The organism is Amycolatopsis sp. lyj-23 (assembly GCF_046549135.1).
Lineage (GTDB): Bacteria > Actinomycetota > Actinomycetes > Mycobacteriales > Pseudonocardiaceae > Amycolatopsis.
In genome coordinates this window covers 630,455-644,031 of record NZ_JAJPWN010000001.1, presented here as the reverse complement: position 1 = coordinate 644,031, position 13,577 = coordinate 630,455, and the positions used below count along the sequence as shown (strand labels likewise).

General features: G+C 70.5%; 20 protein-coding genes. 11 read left to right on the top strand and 9 right to left on the bottom strand.

Going from position 1 to position 13,577, the window contains the following annotated elements:
• Positions 1 to 272 precede the first annotated feature (272 nt).
• The 3 genes from ACLJPY_RS02550 to ACLJPY_RS02540 form a co-directional block, all read right to left on the bottom strand.
• Positions 273 to 950, bottom strand: a complete 678-nt coding sequence (locus tag ACLJPY_RS02550; protein WP_410586337.1) for a fasciclin domain-containing protein — start codon at positions 948 to 950, stop codon at positions 273 to 275.
• Positions 951 to 1,418: 468 nt separating this feature from the next.
• Positions 1,419 to 1,820 (bottom strand): DUF4383 domain-containing protein, encoded by a 402-nt coding sequence (locus tag ACLJPY_RS02545; RefSeq protein WP_410586336.1) that lies wholly within the window; start codon positions 1,818 to 1,820, stop codon positions 1,419 to 1,421.
• An 87-nt stretch (positions 1,821 to 1,907) separates the two neighbouring features.
• The gene (locus ACLJPY_RS02540; RefSeq protein WP_410586335.1) at positions 1,908 to 2,906 is read right to left on the bottom strand and encodes a ferritin-like domain-containing protein; all 999 of its coding nucleotides are present in this window, start codon (positions 2,904 to 2,906) and stop codon (positions 1,908 to 1,910) included.
• 370 nt (positions 2,907 to 3,276) lie between these two features.
• Here ACLJPY_RS02540 and ACLJPY_RS02535 point away from each other — a divergent pair, with 370 nt between their 5' ends.
• Together ACLJPY_RS02535 and ACLJPY_RS02530 are read left to right on the top strand one after the other, a co-directional pair.
• Positions 3,277 to 4,173, top strand: coding sequence for a hypothetical protein (locus tag ACLJPY_RS02535; RefSeq protein ID WP_410586334.1), 897 nt, complete (start codon positions 3,277 to 3,279; stop codon positions 4,171 to 4,173).
• Between the two features lie 37 nt (positions 4,174 to 4,210).
• A complete protein-coding gene (locus ACLJPY_RS02530; RefSeq protein WP_410586333.1) occupies positions 4,211 to 5,905 on the top strand; it encodes a hypothetical protein in 1,695 nt (564 codons plus the stop codon).
• Positions 5,906 to 6,068: 163 nt separating this feature from the next.
• Here the strand turns inward: ACLJPY_RS02530 and ACLJPY_RS02525 are convergent, their stop codons facing one another.
• The gene (locus ACLJPY_RS02525) at positions 6,069 to 6,710 is read right to left on the bottom strand and encodes a carbonic anhydrase (RefSeq protein ID WP_410586332.1); all 642 of its coding nucleotides are present in this window, start codon (positions 6,708 to 6,710) and stop codon (positions 6,069 to 6,071) included.
• A 296-nt stretch (positions 6,711 to 7,006) separates the two neighbouring features.
• On the opposite strand from ACLJPY_RS02525, the gene ACLJPY_RS02520 reads away from it, so the two are divergent.
• From ACLJPY_RS02520 to ACLJPY_RS02480, 9 genes are all read left to right on the top strand, one after another.
• Positions 7,007 to 7,477, top strand: coding sequence for an Asp23/Gls24 family envelope stress response protein (locus tag ACLJPY_RS02520; protein WP_410586331.1), 471 nt, complete (start codon positions 7,007 to 7,009; stop codon positions 7,475 to 7,477).
• Positions 7,474 to 7,782, top strand: coding sequence for a hypothetical protein (locus tag ACLJPY_RS02515; RefSeq protein WP_410586330.1), 309 nt, complete (start codon positions 7,474 to 7,476; stop codon positions 7,780 to 7,782). Before ACLJPY_RS02520 ends, ACLJPY_RS02515 begins: the two co-directional genes overlap by 4 nt.
• Positions 7,779 to 7,955 (top strand): hypothetical protein, encoded by a 177-nt coding sequence (locus tag ACLJPY_RS02510; protein ID WP_410586329.1) that lies wholly within the window; start codon positions 7,779 to 7,781, stop codon positions 7,953 to 7,955. The genes ACLJPY_RS02515 and ACLJPY_RS02510 overlap by 4 nt, the downstream gene beginning before the upstream one ends.
• Positions 7,956 to 7,960: 5 nt before the next feature.
• The gene (locus ACLJPY_RS02505; RefSeq protein ID WP_410586328.1) at positions 7,961 to 8,335 is read left to right on the top strand and encodes an Asp23/Gls24 family envelope stress response protein; all 375 of its coding nucleotides are present in this window, start codon (positions 7,961 to 7,963) and stop codon (positions 8,333 to 8,335) included.
• A complete protein-coding gene (locus ACLJPY_RS02500) occupies positions 8,332 to 8,859 on the top strand; it encodes a DUF6286 domain-containing protein (protein WP_410586327.1) in 528 nt (175 codons plus the stop codon). Before ACLJPY_RS02505 ends, ACLJPY_RS02500 begins: the two co-directional genes overlap by 4 nt.
• On the top strand, positions 8,856 to 9,428 hold the full coding sequence (locus tag ACLJPY_RS02495) for an alkaline shock response membrane anchor protein AmaP (RefSeq protein ID WP_410586326.1): 573 nt from the start codon (positions 8,856 to 8,858) through the stop codon (positions 9,426 to 9,428). Before ACLJPY_RS02500 ends, ACLJPY_RS02495 begins: the two co-directional genes overlap by 4 nt.
• A 91-nt stretch (positions 9,429 to 9,519) precedes the next feature.
• Positions 9,520 to 9,846: an ANTAR domain-containing protein gene (locus tag ACLJPY_RS02490; protein ID WP_410586325.1), complete on the top strand. Its 327-nt coding sequence runs from the start codon at positions 9,520 to 9,522 to the stop codon at positions 9,844 to 9,846.
• A gap of 123 nt (positions 9,847 to 9,969) precedes the next feature.
• A complete protein-coding gene (locus ACLJPY_RS02485; RefSeq protein WP_410586324.1) occupies positions 9,970 to 10,356 on the top strand; it encodes an STAS domain-containing protein in 387 nt (128 codons plus the stop codon).
• Entirely contained in the window at positions 10,353 to 10,790 is a 438-nt protein-coding gene (locus ACLJPY_RS02480) for an ATP-binding protein (protein WP_410586323.1), read from the top strand. Before ACLJPY_RS02485 ends, ACLJPY_RS02480 begins: the two co-directional genes overlap by 4 nt.
• A 37-nt stretch (positions 10,791 to 10,827) precedes the next feature.
• On the opposite strand, the gene ACLJPY_RS02475 is transcribed toward ACLJPY_RS02480, so the two are convergent.
• The 5 genes from ACLJPY_RS02475 to ACLJPY_RS02455 all read right to left on the bottom strand — a co-directional run bounded on the left by ACLJPY_RS02475 (position 10,828) and on the right by ACLJPY_RS02455 (position 13,512).
• Positions 10,828 to 11,493, bottom strand: a complete 666-nt coding sequence (locus ACLJPY_RS02475) for a SigB/SigF/SigG family RNA polymerase sigma factor (RefSeq protein WP_410586322.1) — start codon at positions 11,491 to 11,493, stop codon at positions 10,828 to 10,830.
• 97 nt (positions 11,494 to 11,590) lie between these two features.
• Positions 11,591 to 11,749: a hypothetical protein gene (locus ACLJPY_RS02470; RefSeq protein WP_410586321.1), complete on the bottom strand. Its 159-nt coding sequence runs from the start codon at positions 11,747 to 11,749 to the stop codon at positions 11,591 to 11,593.
• A gap of 56 nt (positions 11,750 to 11,805) precedes the next feature.
• Positions 11,806 to 12,249, bottom strand: a complete 444-nt coding sequence (locus tag ACLJPY_RS02465) for an STAS domain-containing protein (protein WP_410586320.1) — start codon at positions 12,247 to 12,249, stop codon at positions 11,806 to 11,808.
• A 167-nt stretch (positions 12,250 to 12,416) separates the two neighbouring features.
• Positions 12,417 to 12,908: a MarR family transcriptional regulator gene (locus tag ACLJPY_RS02460; protein WP_410586319.1), complete on the bottom strand. Its 492-nt coding sequence runs from the start codon at positions 12,906 to 12,908 to the stop codon at positions 12,417 to 12,419.
• A gap of 142 nt (positions 12,909 to 13,050) precedes the next feature.
• A complete protein-coding gene (locus ACLJPY_RS02455; RefSeq protein WP_410586318.1) occupies positions 13,051 to 13,512 on the bottom strand; it encodes a MarR family winged helix-turn-helix transcriptional regulator in 462 nt (153 codons plus the stop codon).
• Positions 13,513 to 13,577 lie beyond the last annotated feature (65 nt).

Sequence of the window (13,577 nt, the reverse complement as noted above, 5' to 3'; positions counted from 1 at the left end):
CCGTCCGATCCGGCGAGCGCGACCGGCGGGGCCGGCCGCCGCCACCGCCCGGGAGTGATCCGGCGGTGACGGCGGCCGGCGGAACGCCGCCGCTTTCGGCGTCCCCCAGCGGCGGATCTCCTGGGAGCCGCCGCCGGTCGGAGCCACCGGCGTTCCCCTCCGGGAACCGTCGGTGGATGTGACACGGCCGCCGCAGCTCCACCCGTCGGGCGAGGTGCGGCGGCCGCATGTCCGGGCCTCCCGCGAAGAAAGGGTGTGTCCCGGAGGCCGGGTTACTTGTTGGTGCCGGGGGTGAGCACCTTGTCGATGACGAAGACGGTGGCGTTCTTGGTGGGGATGTTGCCGCACAGGATCTTCGCGCCGTTGATCGTCATGTTCTCGCCGGAGCCCTCGATCTTGACCGGGCCGCCGGCGGTGTTGAGCGTGTCGACCGAACCGGCCGCGGCGAGGCCCTTGGCGTCGTAGCGCTTGCCGACGACGTGGTACTGCAGGATCGGCGCCAGCTCGGCCGGCTTGCCCGCCAGCTCCTTGAACTTCGCGTCACCCAAGGCCTCGAACGCCGGGTCCGCCGGCGCGAACACCGTGATGGCCTGCTGGCTGTTGAGCGTGTCGACGAGGTTGGTGGCTTTCACCGCGGCGACGAGCTTGGTCAGCAGCGGGTTGGTCGACGCGGCCGAGGCGACCGGCTGCGGGCCCATCGAGTCCAGCGAACCGGGCGCGGAGCCCTGCGGCAGCTGTGAACACGCCGGACCGAACACGTCGGCGTTGGTGGTCACGCCATCCGGCGATCCGGTCGCGCCGGCACTGGTCATCGGCGCGGACATCGACGACGAGGGCGCCATCGAGCTGCTGCTCGCGTTGTTCGACGAACCGGAGTCGTTGCCGCACGCGGTCAGGGTCAGCGCGGCGGCCGCGGTGATACCGACGCCGGCGACACGAAGCTTGTTCACAAGAATCACTCCAAATGCGGCTTGCACATTCCAAGGCGGAATTGTCTGTCGCAGGTCATTCGGACCGATTGGGGAAGCGGATGGGTGATACGCACCATCGGGTGAATTCGGTCGCTCGGTGTTCGTGCTCACTGGCCGGCCGGATCTGCGGGAGGTACGGGCGCTGGTGCCGGTGAGGGTCTTCCCCATCGGGATGTTGATCAGACCGGCAACGAGGTGCCCGGCAGCCAGAGCGGCAGCCAACGCGAGTACCCCGGTTGCGGCCGCGGACAGGATCCGCAGTCGTGGCCGCGGGGGTGTCGAGGTCGCTGGGGAGGAAACGCCGGTGGCAGCCATACCCGGGATTCGAGCCCGGGGCCCCTTCGTCTTGGTTCTGGAAGTGTGTCAAGGGAAACCACCCGGTGGGTGGCGACGGACGCGGCTTGGCGTCCGCTCGCGGTGCGTGCGGACGTCAAGCCGGCCGAGCCCTTATCCGCGCGTGGCCCGCGGGGCCGGCCGACGACCGGTGATCAGGCCGAGAGCGACCATCCCGACGCCGAGGCCGAAGTGCAGCCAGTTGTCGGCGGTGTTGACCGGGACGAAATTGGCGGTGCTCATCTGGTCGATGACCAGACCGTAGATCCAGAGGACCAGGTAGACGATGCCGCCGCCGATGAGGAAGCCGCGGGCGCCGCGGTGGGTGCGCGCGAGCGCGAACCCGACGACGCCGAACAGGAGGTGGACGATGTTGTGCAGGACCGACACCATGAACAGCCCGAGCAGCATCGCCATCGAGTGGTGCCCGGCGAAACTGAGCTCGTCGTGGTGAGTGGTCACGCCGGGGACGAAACCGAGCACCCCGACCAGGAAGAAGACCGCGGCCACCGCCATGGCGGCGAGTTGGGTCGCGGAGCGATTCGTGCGAGGCGCCGAGGACGTCGACATGTTCTTGCCTGCCTTTCGCCGTTCAGGCGCTGGTCAGCTGTTGCCGGCGCTGGTGTTGACGTCGCCGTTGACGCCCTTGGGGAAGAACCCGCCGGAGGTGGCGGCCTTGGGCGTCAGGTAGACGATGTTGAGGACCTGACCGGGGCTGCGGCTGTAGGCGATGCCGTTGCCGTCGGTGGGGACGATGTTGGCGTTGCCGCGGCTGTCGATCACGCCATGGTCGTCATCAGCCGGCCCGTCGAGGCTGTCGCGGGCGTTGGACAGCTTGACGGAGGCTTCGCGCAGGTCGCGGCCGAGCAGCCCGAGGCCGAGGATGCCGCCGCGGCGTTCGTAGAGCTGGGAGCGGATGTTCCCGGCGTGGTAGGCCTCCACCGCCAGGATGCCGGCGGCGGCTTCGAGGTAGGTCTTGTTGGAGATCAGCGGGGCAGCACCCTTGTAGGCGGTGACACCGACGTCTTCGAACAGGAACGCCGCGAGCAGGAAGTTCTCCTCGCAGGCGAACGCGTCGAAACTGTGGCCGGGCTTGACCAGGCCGGCGGCCTGGGCGGCGGCGGTGAAGCTGGACTGCAGATCGATCGCCGGCCGCGCGACCGCGGCCGAGCCGAGGGCGGAGCGCAGGAATTGGACGTGGTCTTTTTCGTCGGCGGCGATCTCCTGGGCGTACTGGCGGACCGTGCGGCTTTCGAACCGCACTGCGCGGCCGCCGGTGACGCCGCCTCGGGTGCCGGTGCCGGTGGTCATCGCGTCGGCCAGCCCGCGACCGGTGACCGCGTGCAGGTAAAACTCGGCTTCCAGGTACTCGAGGTTGAGGGCGAAGTTGAGCACCGCACCGTCACTGACCCCGGCAGCAGCGGCGGCGGCCGCGGGCCGGACGGTGGCCGCAGCCGCGGGACCGGCGGCGAGACCGCTGAAGGTGCCGGCGCCGACGACACCGAGGCCGGTCATGCCGGCGGCTTTGAGGAAGCGGCGGCGGTCCTGATCGTTCTCGGCGCTCCGGGTGATCATCGAAGCGGCATAGCGATTGCCGAACACGGACGAACTCCTCCCCGCCCGCGCGCGTACGGCGGGCGTCACCCACCACCGGATGCCCGGCGCTGGGACGGATCCTTCCTGGACAACTGCCGTTCGAGGCTGCGCGCGCCCCGGATGGGCCGGGTTTCAGAACGGGTGGTGCGTATCGGCACCGTTGCCGAGGTCACCGTCTGCATTCACCCCTCTGCATGTGGACGGAAGCAGTGCGAACTGAGTGATTCAACGAAGAAAGCGGATGACGTACCCGCTACGCGCGATACGAAACTCGTTCGACTGAAAGAAAAAACCTCAATATGCCCCCAAACCGGTGAAGCTGTCGCGGCGAACTACGACTGACGGTGAAGTCCACACTCGAGAGGGGGTGAGATGGATGGATACTTCCCTGACCGACGACGCCTCGATCGGGCCGCCGCGGATGCTGCGGTTGCTCGTGCTGGCCGGCGCGTTGTTCGGGTTCTCTTTGCTGGCCATGGCCTTGTCCGGTACCGCGCACGCCTCCGACGGTGCGCCGCCGCCGGAACGACCCGGATTGCTCGATCGGGCCGGTGACACCGCACATGGCTTGCTGAAGCCGGTCGAGCCGGCGCTCGAACCGGTCACCGGCACCGTGCACGCGGTGTCCTCGCGGGTCGCTTCGGCGGTGGAGCCGGTGACGAGCGGGCTGGAACCGGTGCTTGCACCGGTGGCTCGTCCGGTGCTGGCTGCGGCGGAGCCGGTGCTATCGGCGTTGCGACCGGTGACCCGGCCGGTGTTGCACGCGGTGTCGCCGGTGACCGCACCGGTCCTGCACGCCACGGCTCCCGTGACCGCACCGGTGGTGCGGGCGATCGGGGGCCGGCGTGTCGTCCCGGCGGTGACCGGGCACCCGGTCGCCGGAAATGCGGCGGCGCCGGCACCGCGCGACGACATCGGTGCCCCGCCGGTGGTGGACACGGTCGCCGTCTTCGGTGCTCAGGCCGCCCTAACGCGGCCCGCTGCCCAGCGCCTCGAGGAGACGCCGGCTGTCCGGCGGTTCGCCGGGCGTGCCGGTCCGGCCGAAGCCGGCGTTGCCGCTCCGATGTCCGGATCCGGCGGCGGGCTGCCAGTGGGCTCGTCCGGCACGGGTGGTGCGATGTCGGCGGGCACCGGCAGCGCGCACGGCGGCGAGTTCGCCGTGACCGCCTCCGGCGCGTTCATGCCGGGCACCGACCGCGCCTGGCGGCCTCCGCCGGGCGGGCGTGCGTCGCCGTACTGGCTGGTCTTCTACGGCAACGACCATCCGAGCTGAGGATCCCTTTCCACCTCCGGAAATCCACACAGGACTGATGGCACGGAAAGGGAAGTTCATGCACAAGTACGTACGACGCGGCCTGACCGCCGCGTTCATCTCCGGCGGGTTCGTCCTGCTGGGGTCCGCGGTGGCCAGTGCGGACACCGGGAACTCGGGCCCGCTCGGCGGGCTCGGCGACACGCTGCACTCGGTGGTGGCCGGCACCTCGTCGGCGACCGCCACCGGTGGCCACGGCGGCACCTCGGGTGAGGGCGGTAACGCGACCAGCAGCAACAACGCTGTGAGCGGGAACTCGGGCAACTCCGGGGCCACCGGGCACAACAGCGCTTACGGCGTTTGTGTCCTGGCCAAGTGCAGCACCTCGGTGTCCTCGGGCAACTCCGGGAACACGGGCGCGACCGGCTCGACCGGGAACGCCTCGAACGCCAGCAGCACAACGGGCGGCAACTCGGGCAACGCCGGCAACGGCGGATCCGGCACCGCGGCGTCCTCCGGCAAGAACACCGCCGGTTCGCGGGGCGGGCACTCCTCGCGTGGTGGCATCCTCGGGGTCCTCGGCTCCGTGACCGGCACTGCTCAGGGCGGTAACGGTGGCGGCTCCGGCGACGCCGGGAACGCCACCAGCTCCAACTCTGCGGTGTCGGGGGACTCGGGCAATTCCGGGATCACCGGCGCCACCGGCTCGACCGGCGACGCGAGCAACACCAGCACCACCACCGGCGGGAACTCCGGCCGGGCGGGCAACGGCGGCGACGCCACCGTGGTCAGCTCCGGCCAGAACTCCGCCACCGGCCACGGTGGGCACAGCTGGGGCTGGAACCGGCACAACCAGGGCGGCAGCAGCACGGGCGTCCTGGGCAGGGTCACCGGCACGGCCGAAGGCGGCAGCGGCGGTGACTCCGGCGACGCCGGAAACGCCACCAGCCACAACACCGCTGTCACCGGCAACTCCGGCAACTCGGGGAACTCCGGCTCCACCGGCGGCAACGCCGCGATCGTGTGGACGCTCGGCGGCCAGGACAAGGACCGTGGACACGACAACGGTGGGCACGGGCAGTGCGGTTGGAACCACCACTCCGGCCGGGGCCACAACTCCGGCTGGAAGCACGAGGGCACGACGTCGGCCACCACGGTGACGTCGGGCAACTCGGGTGACACCGGCGCCACCGGGACGACCGGCGACGCGAGCAACACCAGCGTCACCACCGGCGGGAACTCCGGCAACGCGGGCAACGGCGGCGATGCCACCGTGGTCAGCACCGGCGAGAACTCCGTCACGAACAACAGCGGCCACGGACGGGGCTGGAACCGGCACGAGCAGGGCGGCCGCTCGGGCGTCCTGGGTGTCGTGACCGGCACCGCCAAGGGCGGCAACGGTGGCAACTCCGGCGACGCCGGGAACGCCGCCAGCCACAACAACGCGGCGACCGGCACGTCCGGCAACTCGGGCAGCTCGGGCTCGACCGGCGGCAACACCGCCGTCACCTCGACCCGCGGCCACGAGCAGCAGGACCGCCACCACGGTGGCTCCAACCACGAGAACGGCACGACGTCACACACCACGGTGACGTCGGGCAACTCGGGTGACACCGGCGCCACCGGGACGACCGGTGACGCGGGGAACACCAGCACCACCACCGGCGGGAACTCCGGCTGCGGCGGCGGCGACGACGCCGACGTGACCGCGTCGAGCTGGAACACCGTCGCGCACACCCCGCACACGGTCTGACGGCCTGCGGCTGGGCACGAGGAGCGGGGGCACCGGATTCCCGGTGCCCCCGCTCTCTCATGCGACGCCGCCTTTCGCCGTTGTGGCCGTCCCGGAGCCGATGGCCGATTACGCACGCGGCCTGTACGGGTTCCTGCGGGAACTCGACGCGCAGGGGTTCCGGTCAGGAGGCGGAGTCCGCGGTGACGTCGAGGCCGCGGGCCGCGACCACGTCCGCGCGGCCGTCGGCCAGCCGGTAGCACAAGCCCACGACCGCGGTCTGGCCCGCGTCGACCCGGTTGGCGAGTACGCGGGAGCGCTCCAGCAACAGATCCACCGTGTGCCGGACGTGCTCGGCGAGGATCTCGTCCGGTTCTGCCCGCCCGGCGGCCCGGGCCGCCAGCACGCTGGGCGTCACGCGCTCGACGACGTCCCGGATGTACCCGCCGGGCGTCCCCCCGTCGTCCAGTGCAGCGGACGCGGCGGCCACCGCGCCGCAGGAGTCGTGGCCGAGGACCACCACCAGCGGGCAGTCCAGCACCGCCACGCCGTACTCGATGCTGCCGAGCACCTCCGAGCCGGCCACGTGCCCCGCGGTGCGGACGACGAACAGGTCACCCAGACCGCGGTCGAAAATGATTTCCGCGGCCAGCCGGGAGTCGGAACAGCCGAACAGCACGGCGAACGGGTGCTGACCGGGCGTCACCTCGGCGCGGCGGGCCGCGTCCTGGTTCGGGTGCTCCGGGGCGCCGGCGACGAAGCGCCGGTTGCCGGCCAGCAGCAGCTCGAACGCCTCAGCAGGGGTCAACGACTCGGTCTTGGGCATAGCCGAAGCCTAGGCCAGAGCCGGTGCAGCGGCCGATCACCGCGGTGGCGTGCCGGTGGACCACCGGCCCGGCTGGATGGGGGATGCGGTAGGCGCGCACTGGCGACGGCGGCGCGGTCCAATGCGCGGGTAGCAGGGCGATACCCCTGCTGTCCCCGTCGTCCGAAGTGGTGTGCTTCACACGATCGGGTCGTGACGATCTTTCGAGGTGGGTGTCGATCCGGTGTGGAGGAAACAATCAAGGCTGGTTCCTCTGCCACGACAAGACATGTCCGCCCCGTGCGAAGGAGACAACCATGACGACCGCCGCTGCCAAGGACCTCGCGCAGACCACCTCGCCGCAGCCCGCCACGAAGACCGATGGTGCGTTGGTCAGTGCCCAGGGCTCGACGTCGATTTCCGATGTCGTGGTGCAGAAGATCGCCGGGCTGGCCACCCGTGAAATCCCGGGCGTGCACGCTCTCGGTGGTGGTGCCGCGCGGGCGTTTTCGGCGATCCGGGAGCGGATCCCGGGCGCGACCGCTTCGGCGGGGCAGGGCGTGTCGGTGGAGGTGGGGGAGAAGCAGGCCGCCGTCGATCTGCAGCTGGTCGTCGAGTACGGCGTCTCCGTCGCCGACCTGGCGCGTTCGGTGCGCCGCAACGTGATCGGTGCGGTCGAGCAGATGACCGGCCTGGAGGTGGTCGAGGTGAACATCCACGTCGGCGACCTGCACCTGCCCTCGGATGACGACGAGGGCGAGCACACCGACACCGGCCGGGTGCAGTGATCCCCGAGCCCGACGCCGTCCGGATCGCCGCCGCCGTGCTGGCCGTGCCCGGCGTGGCCGGCCTGCACGGCGGCCGGTTCGGGGAGATCGCCACCCTCGGCCCGCCGCAGCGGGTCGCGGGCGTCCGGGTCCGCGACCGAGACGTCACCATCGCCGTCACCGCCCGCTACCCCTTGATGGCCACGGAGCTCGCCGCGGCCGTACGGAGCGCAGCGGGTGTGGCCGGGCGTGCGGTGCACGTCGTGGTCGCGGACATCGTCGAGCCACGCAGTGCACAGGAACAACCGAAGGAGAAGGTCTCGTGACGTCCACCCAGCTCGGCCTGCTCACCGGCCTCGTTCTCGGCCTGGCCGTCGCCTTCGGCGGCTTCGGCGCGTTCGCCGCCGTTGCGGTCCTCGGCGCGGTCGGCTTCGTCGTCGGCCGCGTCCTCGACGGCAAGCTCGACCTGTCGCAGCTGTCCGGCCGCGACCGGGGCTGAGCGCCATGCCGACCACGCTGGCCGCACCGGAGCGCGGGACGCTCACCATCGCCGAGCAGGCGGTGCAACGCCTGGCCGCGCACGCGGTGCTGGAGCTCGACGACGTCGGCGGCGCGGCCGGCCGGTTCCTCGGCGTCAGCCTCGGCGCCGAAGAGCTCGACCGCTCCGCCAAGGTCACCGCGCACGTCACGGAAGACCAGGTGACGCTGGACGTGCGCCTCTCGATCACCTACCCCGCCTCCGTCACGCGCACGACCGAACGCGCTCGCGAGCACCTCGGGCGCCGTGTCGAAGAACTGACCGGCCTCGTCGTGACCCGCGTCGACATCACCGTCACCGCCCTGCACACCACGGCTACCGAGCGTCGGAGGGTCGAATGAAACGCCGACCACGCCGGAGCGTTCCGGCGCTGTTGACCGCGCTCGTGTTGCTGGCCACGTGCGTGCTCCTCGCCGTGAGCGCCATCCAGCTGATCCTCGGCGAACGCCCGTGGATCAGCTACGACACCGTCGCCGCCACTCTGCACGACCTGCGGTGGACCGACGTGCTTCCCGCCGTCGCCGGCGGTGTCCTCGCCCTGGCCGGCTTGGTGTTGCTGCTGGCCGCGGTCCTGCCCGGGGCCGCGACCGTGCTGCCGGTGGACGGGTCGTTCCACTCCGGCGTCGCCCGGGGCAGCTACCGCTCGACCCTGCAGGCGGCTGCGGCCGGCGTCGACGGTGTCTCCGGGGCCCGGGTGAAGCTGCGTTCCCGGCGGCTGAAGGTCCGGGTCGACACCACGCGGACCCGGCCCGACGGCCTGGCCGACGCCGTCCGCGCGGCGGTCACCGACCGGCTCGACCGGATCGGCCCGGCCACCCGGCCCGCGGTGGCGGTGCGGGTCCGCGACCCCAGGAGGACGTCATGACCGACCTCAACCGCCCCGCGCGGCTCAACCGCACGATCCTGGGCCTGCTCGGGCTGGTCCTGCTGGCCGCCGGCGGTTTCGCGGTCGCGACCCACTTCCGGCAGCTGCGGCTGCTCGATCCGGATTCGCCGCTGGTGCCGGGAACGACTCGGCCGCCGACCTGGGCGTTGTACGTCACCGCCGCGGCGGCCGTCCTGGTCGGCCTGCTGGTGCTGCGCTGGCTCCTCGCCCAGCTGGCCCGCCGCCCGCCGATCCGGACGTGGCGCTTCGACAGCGACCCGGACCGCGGCCGCACCGAACTGTCCGCCGACGCCGCGGTCGCGCCCTTCACCGAGGAACTGCGGGCCTACCCCGGTGTGCGCCGGGCGCGGGCCACACTGGCCGGCCCTCGCGACGATCCGACGCTGGCCCTGGTGGTGACCCTGTCTCAGGACGGCGATCCGGGACAGGTCCGCGACCGCCTGACGACCGACGGTCTGCCCCGGCTGCGGCAGGCACTGGATCTGGAAACAGTCCCGGTGAGCGTGGAATTCCGCTTCGACACCGCGGCCGAGCGCACGGTCCGTTGAGACGAATGGCGGGCGTTGCCGAATGTCGGCGGCTAGTGGCCGATCTCCACGTCGCGATGCCGACCGCGATTGCGTGCGGTGGAATGATGCCATGACGTCGTGGAGATCTCCGGACGATCCGGCCGACGAGGTAGCTCAGCTGCGGAACGCCTTGGACACCCAGCCCGTCATCGAACAAGCCAAAGGGATGCTGATGCTGGTTCGCGGCTGGACCGCGGCGACAGCGTTCGACGCATTGCGGAACATCTCCCAGCGCACCAACGTCAAGCTGCACGACATCGCAACCGTTGTGGTGGCCGCCGGTAGCCGTGCCGAGACCACCTCGGTCAGCGCCGAAACCTCGGCGCTCGTGCTCGAGCAACTGCATCAGCACGCTCTCGGCTCAGCCTTCGACGCACCCGCCGAACCGCCGGCGTAGAGCCCCTGCCGGGCCGAAAACATTGTTTGACCCACTTCGAGATCGGGTAACAGCGTGGCGGTTGCGCTTCCTCGTGCGCGCGGAGAAGGGTGAGCTGATGGTCGACAGAGCGGATGCGGGCCGGTGACCGACCACGTCGCCCACCCGGCCCACGTCGAAGACGGTCTGAAACTTCGCCTGCACGACGATGAATCCTCGGCCGCGCTGGTGCTCGCCGCGGCCGGGGCAGTCGACCTGCTCACCACCGAGCAGCTGACCGACGCGGTCACCGCCGCTCTTGCCCGGCGACCGGCGGTGCTCGTGATCGACTTGACCGCGGTGACCTTCCTCGATTCTTCCGGTCTGTCGGTGCTTGCGCGAGCCCACGCCGATGGCGGCCGTGGCACCCCAGTGCGGGTCGTGGTGGTCGAGGACAGTCTCGCTCACCGCGCGATCACCCTGACCGGGATGCACGAGCTGCTGCCGGTGTTCACCAGCACGGCGGACGCGCTCGCAGACCGACCACGATGACTTGTTCCGCCGATCTGCCCGCCGACGAAACGTCTCTGGCCGCCGACCTGCAGCTTCAGGACGTGCCGGCTGAGGCGGCTCAGTTGGGGTCCCTGCGTGATCAGCTCGCTGCATGGGCCGTCGGCGCCGGCCTGTCGGCCGGACGGATTCAGGACCTGCTGCTGGCGGCCTACGAGGCCATGGCCAACGTCGTCGTCCACGCCTACCCCGGCCGCATCGGCACGTTGACTCTGCACGCCCGCCGGGCCGGCGACGCCGTGATCGTCATCATCCGTGACCGTGGCCAGTGGCAACCGGTTCCGCGCTCCAGCCTCCTCGGCGGTCGCGGGTTGCCGCTGATTCACACCTTGGCGGATGAGGCGCTGGTCGAGACGGGCGGTTCCGGCACTACGGTCACCACGACTTGGACCTGCGAGGCGCGGCAAGGTCCGTGACACCTCGCCGGTTTCGGCCCCGTGAACACGGTCGGGCTCATTCGGCGACCATGTGCACACGGAGGTGCTCAAGAGTCTTGGCCAGCAGTCGAGAGACCTGCATCTGAGACACGCCGATCCGCTGCGCGATCTCGCGTTGGGTGAGCTCGTCGACGAACCGCATCCTGACGATGGCTCGTTCGCGGTCCGGCAACGTGGCCATCGCCGCCTGCAAGGCGTCGTGGTCGTCGAACCGGGCGAACCCGGGTTCTTCGGCGGCGAGGTGGTCGGCGACCGTGACCGTGTCTTCGGCGCTGCGGACGGGCGCGTCGATCGAATGGGGGCGGTAAGCCTCCGCCGCCAGCAGCCCTTCCCGCACGAAGTCGACGTCCATCCCCAGATGGGCCGCCAGCTCGCTGGGCGTGGGTGCCCGGCCGAGGTCGTGCGCCAGTGTATCGGTTGCTGCGCTGAGCTTCTGCTGGAGTTCCTTCAGAGCGCGGGGGACACGCATCGACCAGCCGGTGTCGCGGAAGTGCCGGCGAACTTCGCCCATGATGGTCGGTACGGCGAAGGACAGGAAGTCGGCACCCCGGTCGGCGTCGTAGCGGTCGACAGCGCGGATCAGGCCGGTCCGCGCGACTTGCAGCAGGTCGTCGAACGGCTCGCCGCGGCCGCTGAAGCGCCGGGCGATGTGTTCGGCCACCGGCAGGTGCTCGGTGATCAACCGCGCCCGCAGCTCGCCGCGCCGGACGGGTTTCGTTCGGGCGCTTGGACAACCATGCGCACTTGGTACCCAATCGCAAGCGAAACCACACGATCAGCTACTCCTCCGCGAGGATTACCGCTCCACAGGGGAGGTTGAGTACGTTTGCCGCCGAGACCGACGACTGAACCGGTGCGGCCACCGCGCGCACGCCCGTCACCCGATCGACACGCTGCCGGCCGAGCTGGTGACCCGGATGCAGGACGTCGTCCTGCACGCCGACGACACCGTCGTGTTGGCCATTCGCCGAACCACCGCGAACATCCCGGATGACTACCGGAGCCGGCCGCCACACCGCCGAAGCCGTGAAGAGGGCTCCGGCTCGATCGCCGTTGGCTGATCGCCGGGTTCGGGGTGGTGGGCGGCCGGAACCTGGGGCGCGCCAAGGTGTTCTGCGGCGGCGTCCACGGTGGGGTGAATGTCGAACAGGTCGTCGATCCGGGTGAGGGCCAACGGCATCAGCACGCTGCGCTGGGTTGCCACCAGCGTGACGTCGATGCCCGCTGGCTTGGCGGCTTCGTGCAACCAGGCCAGCGCGGACAGGCCGGCCGAGGCGAAGAAATCCACCCGGCTCAGGTCCACCACGAGCGCCCGCGGCCCCCGGGCGAGAGCCGCCGCCATGGCCGCACGCAGCATCGTGCGCACGACGTGGTCGACGTCGCCGTCCACTTCGAGGACCGCGATGTCGCCGATCGATCTCACGGCGACCGCCAGCATCGGCGGGGATGCAGGTTCCATGAGCTGCGCTCCGAGGAAATCCGGTCCGAGCGACCGAGAACGACGACTGCGTGCTGCACGCCACGGCTGACGGCTGAACCGCGACCTGAGAACGGCCTGGCGCAGCAGGCGACCGCTACGTCAGTTGTCGTATGACAACATTGACCCTACTGGCCCGCTGCGCGGTTGTCATCGTCGGCGAGATCACGATTGGCTGCGGCCTGGAACGCGCGTAGCCCGCTCGCGAGGGCGTCTCGTTCCTCGGTGGTCAGCGCGGCGAGAACGGTGTGCAGGCTTTCCCGGCGGCGCGCCCGTAGGTCCTGCAGGTAGGCGCGGCCGCTGTCGCTCAGGCGCAGGGCCAGCTCGCGGCGGTTCTGGGCATGGGGAAGCCGTTCGATGAAGCCCACGGCTTCCAGCCGGTCACACAGCCGGCTGGCCAGCGGCGGGGTGGATCCGAGCAGTTCCGCCAAAGTCCGCAGGTTCAGTCCTTCGTGGCGGTCGAGCGCGACGACGGCGCGCACCTGCGACACCGACAGCGGCCTGGGGGAGGCGTCGCGGGCCCGCTCGAAAAGGATCTCAAGCAGCTCGGCGGTGTCGGCCACAGCCGCGGCCACCTGGTCGGCAGCGCGCGTCCTGGGGGAGCGGTTCACGGCGTTCACTGTGGCATCCCTGGGTCGAGCCGTCGACGCAGCCTACCGCGCACTGTCACCCGATCGGAGTGGCCTCCGGCCTGAACGGCCACGCGATCCACACACCAAACTGTTGTCACATGACAACAGTTGTCGTACGGTACCCGTGTGGTCAGGAACTTATCCTTCGTTCGCGGCGAGCGGCGGCGTGAAACGCCGTCAGCCCGGCGAACAGAGCCTCACGTGTTTCGGGAGGCAGCGCGGCGAGCGCTTCGGCGATGTGCTTTTTCCGACGCGCGCGCACCCGGTTCAGGTGAGCCCGCCCGCGGTCACTCAGACACAGGGACAGCTCGCGGCCACTGTGCTTGCTGAGTGTGCGTTCGACGAACCCGGAGGCTTGGAGGCGGTCGCACAGGCGGCTGGCCAACGGCGGCGTGGTTCCGAGCAGTTCGGCCAGCGAGCTCAGGTTGATGCCTTCGTGGTGATCGAGCACCACGAGGGCCCGGAACTGCGAGGCCGGTAAGGAGTCGTCGGAGATTCGCCGGGCGTAGTCCCGCAGGAATTCGAACGAATCGGTCAGGTCGGCAGGCTCGGCCGCGACGCCGTCAGCCTGCCACCGTCTCGACCGGTCCACGGTCCCGATTTTCGCATCCGAACCCCCGTCCGGCAGCGCCACAAGCGATCTTGGCCGCTCGGAAG

Bases quoted from the DNA above. Each gene is read 5' to 3' on its own strand.
- ACLJPY_RS02545 (WP_410586336.1), bottom strand. From the start codon at position 1,820: ATGGCGGTGGCCGCGGTCTTCTTCCTGGTCGGGGTGCTCGGTTTCGTC.
- ACLJPY_RS02535 (WP_410586334.1), top strand. From the start codon at position 3,277: ATGGATACTTCCCTGACCGACGACGCCTCGATCGGGCCGCCGCGGATG.
- ACLJPY_RS02530 (WP_410586333.1), top strand. From the start codon at position 4,211: ATGGCACGGAAAGGGAAGTTCATGCACAAGTACGTACGACGCGGCCTG.
- ACLJPY_RS02525 (WP_410586332.1), bottom strand. From the start codon at position 6,710: ATGCCCAAGACCGAGTCGTTGACCCCTGCTGAGGCGTTCGAGCTGCTG.
- ACLJPY_RS02520 (WP_410586331.1), top strand. From the start codon at position 7,007: ATGACGACCGCCGCTGCCAAGGACCTCGCGCAGACCACCTCGCCGCAG.
- ACLJPY_RS02505 (WP_410586328.1), top strand. From the start codon at position 7,961: ATGCCGACCACGCTGGCCGCACCGGAGCGCGGGACGCTCACCATCGCC.
- ACLJPY_RS02500 (WP_410586327.1), top strand. From the start codon at position 8,332: ATGAAACGCCGACCACGCCGGAGCGTTCCGGCGCTGTTGACCGCGCTC.
- ACLJPY_RS02495 (WP_410586326.1), top strand. From the start codon at position 8,856: ATGACCGACCTCAACCGCCCCGCGCGGCTCAACCGCACGATCCTGGGC.
- ACLJPY_RS02490 (WP_410586325.1), top strand. From the start codon at position 9,520: ATGACGTCGTGGAGATCTCCGGACGATCCGGCCGACGAGGTAGCTCAG.
- ACLJPY_RS02480 (WP_410586323.1), top strand. From the start codon at position 10,353: ATGACTTGTTCCGCCGATCTGCCCGCCGACGAAACGTCTCTGGCCGCC.
- ACLJPY_RS02465 (WP_410586320.1), bottom strand. From the start codon at position 12,249: ATGCTGGCGGTCGCCGTGAGATCGATCGGCGACATCGCGGTCCTCGAA.